The 12,233-nt window shown below is 67.8% G+C and carries 11 protein-coding genes and 1 pseudogene; 4 read left to right on the forward strand and 8 right to left on the reverse strand.

Annotation, left to right across the window (positions count from 1 at the left end; genetic code table 11):
* The 3 genes from A8G08_RS13585 to hemQ form a co-directional block, all read left to right on the forward strand.
* The coding region (locus A8G08_RS13585) for a uroporphyrinogen decarboxylase family protein (protein WP_281182147.1) at positions 1 to 496 on the forward strand (496 nt) is incomplete at its 5' end.
* A 22-nt stretch (positions 497 to 518) separates the two neighbouring features.
* Positions 519 to 1,874, forward strand: a complete 1,356-nt coding sequence (locus A8G08_RS13590) for a protoporphyrinogen oxidase (protein ID WP_068274742.1) — start codon at positions 519 to 521, stop codon at positions 1,872 to 1,874.
* A gap of 4 nt (positions 1,875 to 1,878) precedes the next feature.
* Positions 1,879 to 2,574 (forward strand): hydrogen peroxide-dependent heme synthase, encoded by a 696-nt coding sequence (hemQ, locus tag A8G08_RS13595; protein ID WP_068274745.1) that lies wholly within the window; start codon positions 1,879 to 1,881, stop codon positions 2,572 to 2,574.
* Between the two features lie 69 nt (positions 2,575 to 2,643).
* On the opposite strand, the gene msrB is transcribed toward hemQ, so the two are convergent.
* Genes msrB through A8G08_RS13615 form a run of 4 tightly spaced genes read right to left on the reverse strand, consistent with a single transcriptional unit; the run spans position 2,644 to position 6,769 of the window.
* Positions 2,644 to 3,066 (reverse strand): peptide-methionine (R)-S-oxide reductase MsrB, encoded by a 423-nt coding sequence (gene msrB, locus A8G08_RS13600; RefSeq protein ID WP_068274748.1) that lies wholly within the window; start codon positions 3,064 to 3,066, stop codon positions 2,644 to 2,646.
* The gene (locus A8G08_RS13605) at positions 3,063 to 4,316 is read right to left on the reverse strand and encodes a glycosyltransferase family 87 protein (protein WP_084436189.1); all 1,254 of its coding nucleotides are present in this window, start codon (positions 4,314 to 4,316) and stop codon (positions 3,063 to 3,065) included. The genes msrB and A8G08_RS13605 overlap by 4 nt, the downstream gene beginning before the upstream one ends.
* A 48-nt stretch (positions 4,317 to 4,364) precedes the next feature.
* Complete coding sequence (locus tag A8G08_RS13610; protein WP_084436203.1) at positions 4,365 to 5,969, reverse strand: alpha/beta hydrolase; 1,605 nt, start codon at positions 5,967 to 5,969, stop codon at positions 4,365 to 4,367.
* 20 nt (positions 5,970 to 5,989) lie between these two features.
* On the reverse strand, positions 5,990 to 6,769 hold the full coding sequence (locus A8G08_RS13615; protein WP_068274754.1) for a pyrimidine reductase family protein: 780 nt from the start codon (positions 6,767 to 6,769) through the stop codon (positions 5,990 to 5,992).
* Positions 6,770 to 6,804: 35 nt separating this feature from the next.
* Between A8G08_RS13615 and zapE the strand changes: the two genes are divergently transcribed.
* A complete protein-coding gene (gene zapE, locus A8G08_RS13620; RefSeq protein ID WP_068274757.1) occupies positions 6,805 to 7,818 on the forward strand; it encodes a cell division protein ZapE in 1,014 nt (337 codons plus the stop codon).
* A gap of 4 nt (positions 7,819 to 7,822) precedes the next feature.
* Here the strand turns inward: zapE and A8G08_RS13625 are convergent, their stop codons facing one another.
* From A8G08_RS13625 to fusA, 4 genes and pseudogenes are all read right to left on the reverse strand, one after another.
* The gene (locus tag A8G08_RS13625; RefSeq protein ID WP_068274760.1) at positions 7,823 to 8,362 is read right to left on the reverse strand and encodes a GNAT family N-acetyltransferase; all 540 of its coding nucleotides are present in this window, start codon (positions 8,360 to 8,362) and stop codon (positions 7,823 to 7,825) included.
* A gap of 37 nt (positions 8,363 to 8,399) precedes the next feature.
* A pseudogene (locus A8G08_RS13630) lies at positions 8,400 to 9,646 on the reverse strand (MFS transporter).
* Complete coding sequence (locus A8G08_RS13635) at positions 9,646 to 10,092, reverse strand: nitroreductase/quinone reductase family protein (protein ID WP_169823308.1); 447 nt, start codon at positions 10,090 to 10,092, stop codon at positions 9,646 to 9,648. Before A8G08_RS13635 ends, A8G08_RS13630 begins: the two are co-directional and overlap by 1 nt.
* A gap of 49 nt (positions 10,093 to 10,141) precedes the next feature.
* The gene (gene fusA, locus A8G08_RS13640; RefSeq protein WP_068274829.1) at positions 10,142 to 12,163 is read right to left on the reverse strand and encodes an elongation factor G; all 2,022 of its coding nucleotides are present in this window, start codon (positions 12,161 to 12,163) and stop codon (positions 10,142 to 10,144) included.
* Positions 12,164 to 12,233 lie beyond the last annotated feature (70 nt).

Consider the following 12,233-nt stretch of genomic DNA (forward strand, 5'->3'; position numbering starts at 1 on the left):
CACCGACGTCACGATCGCATTCCTGCAGGTGCAGCTGCACGCGGGCGTCGATGCGCTCCAGCTCTTCGACTCGTGGGCCGGGGCGCTGTCCCTGGCGCAGTACCGTGAATTCGTTCTGCCACATAGCCAGCGGGTCTTCGCAGAAATCGAAGCAGCCGGAGTGCCGCGCATCCACTTCGGCGTCGGGACCGGTGAACTCCTCGGCGTGATGGGCGAAGTCGGCGCCGATGTCGTCGGCGTCGACTGGCGGGTGCCGCTCGCCGAGGCCGCGCGCCGCGTTGGGCCCGGAAAAGGCTTGCAGGGCAACCTCGATCCGGCCGTGCTGTTCGCTGGCGCCGGGCCGCTCGAGGCGGAGGTCCGACGGGTCGTCGCGGACGCCGATATCGCGCTCGCCCTCGGTGCGACCGGGCACATCTTCAACCTCGGGCACGGTGTGCTGCCGGACACCGATCCCGGCATGCTGACGTCGGTGGTCGAGTTGGTGCATTCGCTGTGACCATTTACTCGGCCACCCGGGGATGACGTTGCGGTCGGTCGCCGTCATCGGCGGCGGAATCTCCGGGCTCACTGCGGCGTACCGGCTGCGGTGCGGGTTGGGTCCCAACGCGACAATCACGGTGATCGAGGCATCGGAGCGGACCGGCGGAACGCTGCGTACGGTTCCGTTCACCGACGGTGGCGTCGATGTCGGCGCCGAAGCCTTCGTCGGGCGCCGCCCCGAGGTCGTCGAACTGTTGGCCGAACTGGGGCTGTCGGATCAACTCGTGCATCCCGCCGGTCTGCGCCCGCTGGTATGGGCCGGTGGCGCGTTGCACCCATTGCCGGCGCCCACATTGATGGGTGTCCCGGCCGGGCCCGATGCCGTCGCCGGAATCGTCGACGAGGCCACACTGGCGCGCATCACGGCCGAACCGAACGTTCCGCTGCGCTGGGACGTGAACAACGATGTGAGTGTCGGTGCACTGGTCGCCGAGCGCTTCGGCGAACAAGTCGTGGCCCGCTCGGTCGATCCGCTGCTCGGCGGGGTCTATGCCGGAACAGCCGACACCATCGGCCTGCGCGCTGCGTTGCCGACCCTTGCCGCCGCCCTGGACGCCGGGGCACCGAGCCTGTCCGACGCCGTCGCGGCGGCCATGCCCAAGCCCACGCCCGGGCCCGTGTTCGGCGGGATCCGCGACGGCTACGGGGTGCTGCTCGATGCCCTACGTGAGCGCACCGCCGCCGAATCGATCACCGGTACTCCTGTCACCGGACTGCGGCACGAAGGATCCGGTTGGGTTGTCGACCCGATCGGTGCGTTCGACGCCGTCGTGCTCGCCGTGCCCGCGCCGGCAGTCTCGGCACTGCTGGCGAGCATCAGCCCCGCGGCGGCCGACGCGGCCGCACAGATCGAACTCGCCTCCTCTGCGCTCGCAGTACTGGCGCTTCCGGAAGGCACCGAGTTGCCGCAGAACTCCGGCATACTCGTCGCGACCGGGGAGGCGTTGGCGGCCAAGGCTTTCACGCTGTCGAGCCGCAAGTGGCCGCATCTAGCAGAGCGCGGTACCGCGCTCGTGCGCGCCTCGTTCGGGCGCTTCGGGGACGCGCAGTTGGTCGACCGTTCGGACGAGGAGCTGATCGCGCTCGCCCGGGCCGATCTCGAGACCGTGTGCGGGGTGCGCGCCGAGCCGGTGCAGACGCACGTGCAGCGCTGGCGCGGCGGCCTGCCGCAGTACGCCCCGGGGCATCTCGACCGCGTCGCGGCGATCACCTCCGCGGTGAATGAACTCGATGGACTGGCGGTTGCGGGCGCGTACCTGAACGGCGTCGGCGTCCCGGCCTGTGTGGCGTCGGGAACTGCGGCGGCGGCGCACCTGACGAAAGTGGAAGGATAGAGAAATGGCACGACTGGACTACCAAGAGCTCAATTCGACGATTCGCTACCTGATGTTCTCCGTATTCCGGGTGCAGCCGGGTGTCCTCGGCGACGACCGCGAGGCCGCGCTGAAGGAAGCGCGCGACTTCTTCGACGGTCTCGCAGACCGCGGTGTTGTGCTGCGCGGGATTTACGACGTCGCGGGCATGCGTGCGGACGCTGACTTCATGCTGTGGACCCACGCCGAGCGGGTCGAGGACCTGCAGGCCGTGTACGCGGACTTCCGGCGCACCACCCAGCTCGGCCGCGCCACCACGCCGGTGTGGAGCAACGTCGCGATCCATCGCCCGGCCGAGTTCAACAAGAGCCACATCCCGGCGTTCCTGGCCGGCGAGGATGCGGGTAACTACATCTGCGTCTACCCGTTCGTGCGGTCGCTGGACTGGTACCTGCTGCCCGACGAGGAGCGTCGCAAGATGCTCGCCGATCACGGCAAGGCCGCTCGCGGCTACCCGGACGTGCGCGCGAATACGGTCAGCTCGTTCGCGCTCGGCGACTACGAGTGGATCCTCGCGTTCGAGGCCCCGGAGCTGCACCGCATTGTGGACCTCATGCGCGACTTGCGTGCCACGGAGGCCCGCCGTCATGTGCGCGAGGAGATTCCGTTCTACACCGGCCCGCGGGTCGAGGTCGAACAGCTCGTCGCCGCGCTGCCCTGACGCGCACTTGGTGGGTTGGCGCGCACGCCTCGGTGTGCGCGCCGGCGCGAAATCGTGCGCGTCGAGTAGCTAGCCCTCGTTCGGCTTCAGCCGCAACGAGATCGAGTTGATGCAGTAGCGCTGGTCGGTGGGCGTGTCGTAGCCCTCGCCCTCGAAGACGTGCCCGAGATGGCTGTGGCAGTTCTTGCACAGCACCTCGACTCGGCGCATGCCCAGCGTGTTGTCCGGCCGCAACAGCACGGCGTCGGAGTCCTTCGGGTCGAAGAACGACGGCCAGCCGCAATGCGATTCGAACTTCTCGCTGCTGCGGAAAAGTTCGGCGCCGCATGCGCGACACTCGTAGATCCCCGGGGTCTTGGTATCGGTGTATTCACCGGTGAACGGCCGTTCGGTGCCGGCCAGTCGCAGCACCTGGAACTCCGAGGGCGTCAGCTTGACGCGCCATTCCTCGTCGGTCAGCTCGACCGCGGGCTTCTCGTCGGTGGAACTCATGGCTCCACGCTAATACGTTCTCTCGATTCGTGTTGTGCGGGAAGGAGGAACGCCGGCTCGATGCCCTCGTCGAGGCGTCCTTCGCGGCGGGCGGCGAGGTAGCGGTCGATGAGCACCGAGCTGATCACGATCAGCAGCAGCGACCAGCCGAGAGTGGTCTTGAGGTACTCGGCGGCGCGGCCCTCGGTGAGGAACCGGAGCGACAGCCAGCCGTCGTAGGACATGAACCCGTAGATCGCCAGCCAGGCCGGCCAGTTGCGCAGCACGGAGTTCCGCAGCACCACTGTCATCAGCAGCGGGAACAGCATCATCGAGTAGTACATCTGGCCGAGCGAGCCGATCAGGAACTGCGCGGTCAGCAGCACACCGGAACTCGTCGCCACGAAGAACAGCTCGTCCTCGCGGCAGTAGCGGTAGAGCAGCCACAGGGAGATCGCCACAGCGATGCCGAGCAGGACCCGGATCAGCCAGGTCAGTCCGGTGGGGAGTCCGTAGTACTCGCCATTTCCGACGATCGCGCTGTTGAAGTAGTCCCGCGATTCCGTCAGGTACGGGAGCGTGTAGTTCACGAAGTCCATCGGGTCCTTGGACAGCGGCCACGCAATCGCGGTGAGCGCGGCAGGGACGCCGATTGCGGTGATGAACACCTTCCACTGCCCCCGCACGAGGGCTATCAACAGCAGCGGCGCAAGGATCGGTTTGACCGCGAGGGTCAGGCCGAGCACGACACCGGCCCACAGGTCGCGGCGCTGCAGCAGCAGCATGATGAACGCGACCTCCGCGAGCAGCACGCAGCCGTTGATGTTGGTGAAGACGAGCGTGTTGGTGACGGTCTCCGAGCTGAACATCGCCAGCAGCAGCACAGGCGCGGCAATCGAGGCGGTGCCGAGCTTGAACAGCTTCAGCAGCAGATACCAGGCGATGATGATCGCGACCGCGTTGATGAGGATGAACAGCCAGCGCGACTTCTCGGGATCGATGATCGCCAGCGGCGCTATCAGCAGGGTTCCGCTGGGCGGATACAGATAGTGCGGATCGACGTAGTCGAAATTGGTCGTGTAGACCTCGCGGTGGTTGAGGAACGCGAGCGAGGCCTTGTAGACCGGCGCGAAGTCATCGGTGACGTAGCCGTTGATCGCCTTGATGAACACGCGGTGCAGCACCGTCATGATCGCGATCGGCCACAGCGCGAACCGAATTACCTCGCTGGTTGTGCGCGCGGTACGGGGCTCGAGCTGTCTGAACAACACTGGGGCACGGTACACCGAAGAAGTGTCCGCAGCGTGCGGACACCCCGCTCATGCAGGACAGGCAGTGCCGTTCGACGGGAGGTTCGCGGTGGCGGCGTAGTCGACGATCGCCTGCTGGACGCAACCGGAGTGTGCGCTGACCGGATGTCCGTAGCCGCGCCACTCGATCACCGATGGCTCACCGCCGGCGTTGGTGACCGCGCCGGTCACCGACGAGACCCCGCCCGCGCCGACCACGGGGTCGGCAATCGCGCGGGTAACCAGGACCGGGATGTCGAGAGACGCGGGTAGCGGCGGCGCATCGGCGGTTGGCCAGGCCGAGCACGACAGCATCGCCAGCGCGGCTTGCTCCCCGAATACGGGGTACTTCTTTCGCCATTCCTCGGCCAGCGTGCGCACCTTCTCCACCGGCGGCCACTGCTGGCCGTCGGTGCAGCGGCTAACGAACTCGCCGTCGTTCGCGGTGGCCCCCTGCTCGCGTTCGATCAGTGCCGACAGGGCCGCGTAGTCGCCGCGTCCAGCAGCGGACAACGCGTCGGCGAGTTCGGGCACCCGGTTGATCTGATCGCCGCGCGGGCTGCCGAGGAAGCCGGTCACGGCGGTCACGAGGGCGTTGGCCGATATGGGGCCCAGGTCGCCCGCGTCGGCTTTGCGGACGAGGTCGGTGACCGCCGCATACGGATCGGGGCCGAGCGAGCAGTTGAGCCCGGTGCAACGCTTCGCGAAGGCGGTGAGCGCGGCCTCGGCGCCCTGCACTTGCTGTTCGGTGATCGTGGTGGCGTCGAGCCCGACCGCTTCCGGTGCATCGAGGATCATTCGCCCGACGTGCTGCGGGTAGCGCTGCGCGTAGCTGAGCGCCACCTTCGTGCCATTGCCGGTCCCGAGCAGGCCCAGGGTGTCGACCTGCCAAACCAGACGCAGCTGCTCGAGATCGTCGGCCGCGTGGTCGGTGTCGAAGGCGAGTTCATGGGGTTGCAGGAAGTCCTTGCAGGCGACCGTCGCGGACTGGCTGGCTTCCGCGATCGCCACGGGCTCATCGGGCGCGCCCTGACCGTTGTTCTGCAACTCCGTGCGGACATCAGCCGGGATGCAGTCGATCGGCGTCGAGGTGCCGATCCCGCGCCGGTCGAGCGCGACGATCGGGCGGGAGCTGAGCAGACTGCCGAAGGGCCCCGAGGCGAGGCCGGCCAGTGTGTCCGTCGAGGCGCGGTTGGACCCCGAGGTGAGCACAAGCGGTGGCGCGTCGGCGGGGGTCTGGGGGAGCCGGGCGCGCGAGACGCCGATGGTGAAGGTGCCGAGCGACGAACCGCTCGAGTCGATCGGTGCCGACAGCTCTGCGCATTCGAGGACCAACCCCGCAGGACCGGGGCCGTACCCGGTCGTGGCGAGCGACTCACTGGTGCAGTCGCGCCACGGCAGGTCCGTCTTAGGCACCTGCAGGTCGGGTGCCGGCGGTGGCGGCGGAGTGCTCTCCCCGGTCTCCACCGGCGAACCGGGTTCGATGCGCTCCACGGCGACGACAGGGCGGTCAGACGGGCCGGCTCCGCAGCCGGCCGTCGTGGCCACCGCAACGAGCAGGACCGCCACGGCCACCCAGGAGCGGAGCCCGCGGAGCGACCGGAGGCACGCGCGTGCAGCACGCAGCGAGTACATGCCGGACAGCTTGCCAGGTTTTACACGTCCCGCCGCGGACGGACCCATCGGGTGAGCAGCGTGCCGTCGTCGTCGGCGAGCACATGTGCGCGCACCATCTCCCGAGGAACAGCGGTGGGGGACACCGCGACCCGGCTTTCCAGCCCGCCGACGAGCATCGGAGACGTCGTCAGGCACAGCTCGTCCACGGCGTCATCGGCGATCAGCTGGCCGAAGAGCGACGGCCCGCCCTCGCACAGCACGCGCAGCGTGCCGAGTTCGGCGAGCGCGCCGACGATTCCGTCGGTCGTCACCGTGTCGTCCCCGATCTCCAGTACCCGGGCACCGGCGTCCGTCAGCGCACGGATTCGGTCGCGTGGTGCCGCCGCGCACGTGAGGATCACCGGCGGCTCGTTGGTGTCGGTGAAGAGTCGCGATTCGGGATCGAGTGCTGCGCCGAGCGTCACCACCGCGATCGGTGGCACCGCCGTAAGCCCACTCGCCAGCCGGCGCTCGCGCAGTTGTTCATCGGTCCGCGCCCCGCCGTAGTCCTCCGCGCGCACCGTGCCCGCCCCGACCAGGATGATGTCGGCCAGTTCCCGGAGCAGGTGGAAAACCGTGTGGTCGGCGGGGGTGCCGAGCCTTCCCGAGATGCCGTCGACGGCGATCGCGCCATCGATGCTGGCCACGAAGTTGACGCGGATCCATGGCTCGCTCGGATCTGGCGGATAGGCGTAGAGGTCTGCGAGTGCGGCGTCGTCGAGGTCTCGGTTGTCGCCGCGGCGCCCTGTGACGTGAGTCGCAATGTCGATATGCTGCACAAGACCGATAACAGCACGTCGTTAGGGTATTTGGCATGCCCGAGCGCCTAGTCGACCGAAGTCCGGTCGTTCCGGCCGACCAACTGGTCGCCCAGATGGTCCCGCCGCCCATGTTCGACCACGTGAGTTTCGCGTCCTACATCCCGGATCCGAAGGAACCGAGCCAGGCCGCGGCAGTGCGGACGGCCGAGCAGTTCAGCGAGAAGGTTCGCGGCATCCGCGGCGGTAAGCGCAAGCTGTTCGGCAAGAAGACGCCGACCTCCGGTGCCGGTCTCTACCTCGACGGCGGCTTCGGTGTCGGCAAGACGCACCTCCTCGCGTCGATCTACCACAGCAGCCCCGAGCCGAAGTCATTCGGAACGTTCGTCGAGCTCACCCACCTGGTGGGCGCACTGGGCTTCAACAACGCCGTCGAGCAGCTCGCGAACAACAGCGTGCTGTGCATCGACGAATTCGAACTCGACGACCCGGGCGACACCATGCTGGTGTCCCGACTGCTGACCGAACTGTCGGCGCGTGGTGTGTCGATTGTCGCGACGTCGAACACGCTGCCAGGCCAGCTCGGCGAGGGCCGGTTCGCGGCACAGGACTTCCTGCGCGAGATCAAGAAGCTCGGCTCGATATTCGAGACCATGCGCGTCGACGGCCCGGACTACCGGCACCGCGACCTGCCGCCCGCCCCCGAGCCGACCGACGCCGCGGTGCTGGTGGACCGCGCGGCGGCGACGCCGGGCGCGACCCTGGACGACTTCGACGAGTTGCTCGCGCACCTCAGCACGCTGCACCCGTCGCGCTACAAGAAGCTCGTCGAGCACGTCGGCGCGGTGTACATCTCGGGTGTGCACCCGGTGGCAGACCAGGCCGTCGCGCTGCGCGTGGTGGTGCTCGCCGACCGGCTCTACGACGCCAGCATCCCGGTCACCGTGTCCGGCGCGAAGCTCGACGAAATCTTCACCGAGGAGATGCTGCACGGCGGCTACCGCAAGAAGTACCTGCGCGCGACGTCGCGTCTGCTCGCGCTGTCGCGGTTCGAGGTGCCGGCCGGCTAGGTCGCTACAGCGTCCGGCACATCACGAAGTCGTGGTGGGTCTTCGTGCCCACCTGGAACGTCTTCTCGCCGACCTGCACGAAGCCGTTCTTCGCGTAGAAGCGCTGCGCGCGCGAATTGGCCTGGTTGACCCCGAGCCATACCGCCGCGCAGCCGATGTCGCGTGCGAGCTCTACCGAGGCGTTCATCAGCGCGGCGGCGACGCCGGTGCCGTGCTGGCCGGGCAGTACGTACATTTTGCTGATCTCGAGCAGCGGTCGCGGCGTCAGCAGCGCGGCGACGTCGGGGTCGACGGGGTCACCCACGATGAGCATGACGTAACCGACGATCGTGTCGTTCTCGACGGCCTTGAGCACGGTGTGCGTCGGCTCGGACAGGTACTCGCCGAACCGATCGATCGACAGCACGTCGTTGATGAAGATCTCGATGTCTTCATCGCTGGCATGCGGGGGACAGGCGAGTGGGAAAGTGACGGCGGCGACGTCGCTGAGGGCCTCTGCGTCCCAAAAGCCAGCTCGGCTGACGTCCACAGTGACGTCCGGCATCGCATCAGTGTAGCCAGCGGCGATCCGGCCCCACCGGTCAGCCGTCGCCGATCGACGCAGAATCGACGCGCGATCGTTGCCGCGACGCGAAGATCGGGGCGAGCCCCGCAAGGATTCCGGCGAAGACCAGCGGAACGAGGTACCCGACGCGCAGCGATGTCACCGCAGCGATGGCGCCGACCACGCCGCCACCGATGAGCGTGCCGGCGTAGTTGAAGATGTTGAGCCGCGCGATGGCCGCGTCGAGACCGGGTCCACTCGCAGCTGGCCGAGCGTGCCGAAGCACAGCGGAGCGACAACCGGCACGCCCAGTCCGACGACGAGGAATCCGGCGATGGCCACGGCCGGATTCGGCGCCAGCACCACGACGAACATCCCGGCCACACCGAGTGCACCACCCACGCGGATGACCGCGACGGGACCGAAGTTCCGCACCCACAGGTCTCCGGTGAGCCGGCTGAGCAGCGCCGCGCCCTGGTACGCCGCCAAGGCGAGTGCTGCTGTGGCGGAGTCGGCACGCAGGACATCGGTCAGGTACAGGGCCGACCAATTGCCGACCGCGATGTCGATGGCGAAGAACAGTGCCATCGCGACGCCGAGCGCGATGAAGAGGCCGACCGGCACCGCGACGACAGTGGATGAGGTCGGAGTCGTTTGTGCGGCAGCGCCTTCGAGCAGTCTCGGACCGAGGAGGAGGCTCACCAATGCCACCAGCGCGGCGGCGATCGTCACGGCGACCGAAAGCGGAAGGTCCAGTGCCGAGCATGCCGAGACGTACAGCGCGCCGGTGATCGCACCCGCGCTCCACGCCGCGTAGAACGACGAGATGATCACCGTGCCGTAGCCGTGCTGGATGGCGACGGCCTGCATGTTCGTGCTCGCATCGACGATGCCGAGCGCGACGCCGTACGCCGCGAGCGCGACGAACAGCGTGATCTGCTCGGGCGCGAACGCGATACCGAGGCCGGTGACGGCGATCAGGGCGAGCCCGAGGCGCAGTGTCGTGCGGCTCGACCAGTGGGCGGCAAGGTGTTCGGCGGCGATGCTGCCCGCGCCCGCGAGCAGCGAGATCAACACGACGGCACCGACAACCACACCGTCGGCGAGGTCGTGCCGATCGCGGATCTGCGGCAGTTCGGTGAGGACGACGGCGAGGAAGAAGCCTTGCAGCGCGAACGCGCCGGCGGTACCGACGCGCGCCGATCGCAACTGCCCGCTCACCATGGCTCGCGATACTACGTGTCGCGTCTCACGATGCCCTGACCAGTTGGTCGGCCGTCCAATTAGTTCGCGCCGGTCACGGGGGTGAGCGTGGCGATCGGGATCGTCCGGTGCGCCTTCTTCGCGTAATCGAGGAAGCCCGGATCCGTTGTGACGACCACGTCGTTCCACAGCGCGTCGCGTTCGTCGCCCTCGGCGACATGCACGCGGACGTCGGCGTCGCGATCCTTGATCCGCACGTGGGCCCGGTCCGTTGCCGCGAGGTTCTTGAACCACTGCGGGTCTTCCGGATAGCCGCCGGCGGAACCCACAACGAGATAGCCGCCGCCGTGCTCGAAATAGACCACGGGCGCAGTGCGTGGCGTGCCGGTCTTGCGGCCCGCCACCGTGAGCAACATGACCGGTTGCGTGCCGCGCGCCCAACTGCCCAGCTTGCCGTTCGTGCTGCGGTACAGGGCCGACATGAGCTTGTTCATCGTCGCCCACAGCTTCATTCCAACAGGATTCACGTCAACGATTCTCTTCGATTGCGGTGCGGCGCGCGCGGTTTCGCGAACCTCAGAACTTCTCCTGATACGCCTTGAACGACATGGTGAACCGGCCGCGGCCATGTGTCATCGAGCGCAGCGTGACGGCGTAATCGAGCATGTCGGCGTGCGGCACGGTGGCCATGACGACGGCGTTGTCCGCGCCGGAGACCTCGGTGCCCTCGATCTGCCCGTGGCGGCGGCCGAGGTCGGCGAGGACATCGCCCTGCAGGGTGCTGGGCACCATCACCTCGACATGCATCATCGGCTCGAGCACGACCGTGCCGACCTTCTCGATGGCTTCGCGCAGCGCGAGCGCGCCGGCCATTCGGAAGCTGTGGTCGTCGGAGTCGACCGAATGATGCTTGCCGTCGACCACCGTCGCCTTGACGTCGACGAGCGGGAAGCCGTGGGTGCCACCGCGCTCCATTGCCTCGACGATGCCCTTGCCGACCGCGGGTACCAACGACTTGGGGATAACCCCGCCGCGGGTCTCGTCCGCGTACTCGAAGCCACCGTTGCGCGCGAGTGGCTCGAACCGAACTACGGCGACACCGAACTGCCCGTGCCCGCCGCTCTGCTTCTTGTGCCGCCCCTCGGTCTGCGCGGTGCCGGCGATCGTTTCGCGGTAGGCGACCTTGACCGGTTCGGTGTCGATCTCGATGCCGAAGCGGCGCTTCACGCGCGCGAGCGCGAACTGCACGTGCACGTCGCCCGCGCCCTCGAGCACGCGCTGATGGGTGTCACTCTGCCGGGTGACGCGCAGCGACGGGTCGTCGCGCACGAGTTCGGCTAGCGCGGTGGACAGCTTGTCCTCGTCCCCGGTGCTTTGCGCGGCGACCGCCACCCCGTACACGGGCTGCTGGTTCTCGATCGGGGGGACGACAAGGCTGGAGCCGGCGGGCGCCAGCGTGTCGCCGGTGGCGACGTCGGTCAGCTTGATCGCGCCGATGATGTCGCCGGCGACAGCGGTGTCGATCGGGGTGGTCTTGCCACCGAACACCCGCAGCAGGTTGTGCATCCGCTCGCGATTGCCGGTGCGTGAATTCACCAGCTGATCATCGGAGTTCACCGTGCCGGAGAGGACCTTGAGCAGCGCAACCTGGCCGACGTAGTCATCCGTCTGCGTCTTGAAGACGTAGGCCAGCGCCTCGCCCTCGGCGCTGCACTTGATTTCCTCGCCGTCAGCCAGCGCGATCGGCGCGGCCTCGCTCGGTGCGGGCGCGACGTGGACGAGGAATTCGAGTAGCCGGTCGACGGCGATTGCCTCGCTCGCCGAGCCGCACAACACCGGCCACATATCCCCGGAGGCGAAGCCCTGCCGCAGAGCGTGCTCGAGTTCCTCTGGCGTGATCTGCTCGCCTTCCAGGTAGCGGGCCATCAGGTCGTCCTCGAGTTCGACGACGTCTTCGACCAGGTGCTCGTGCTCGGTGTGTTCGCGGTCGGCGATCGAGTCGGGGAGGTCCTCGGACTCGACGGCGTTGCCCGAGTCGTAGAGGAAGACGTGCTCGGTGAGCAGATCGGCGACGCCGTTGAACGCCGATGCCGCGCCGACCGGAAGCTCGACCGGTTCCACGCCCGCACCGAAATGCTCGCGCAAACCAGCAAGTGCCACGTCGAACGAGGCGTTCTCCTTGTCCATCTTGTTGATGAAGATCAGGCGCGGAATCGAGCGTGCGGCCGCGGCCTCCCACATCAGCTCGTCGTTGACCTGCAGGCCGGAGACGGCGTCGACGACGAAGACCGCAGCGTCGGCAATCCGCAAGGCCGCCAGTGCATCTCCCACGAAATCGGCGTACCCGGGGGTGTCGATGAGGTTGATCCGGCAGCCGCTCCAATCGAAGGACGCGACGCCGAGGGTCAGCGACTGCTCGCGCTCACGCTCCTCGGGCTGGCTGCCGAAGACCGTGCTTCCGGCATCGACACGGCCGGCGCGGGCCACGGCACCGGCGCGAAACAACATCGCCTCGGCCAGCGTCGTCTTGCCGTTGCCTTGGTGTCCTATCAGCGCAACGTTGCGGATCGAGGGCTCGGAGGCGGTGTTCGCGGCGATGGCTGCACGACCTTTCGCGTGTGATGCACGACACGGCAGCCCCAGGCTAGTCCGATTTTGCGGGGGATTG

The organism is Aldersonia kunmingensis (assembly GCF_001646865.1).
Classification (GTDB): Bacteria; Actinomycetota; Actinomycetes; order Mycobacteriales; family Mycobacteriaceae; genus Aldersonia; species Aldersonia kunmingensis.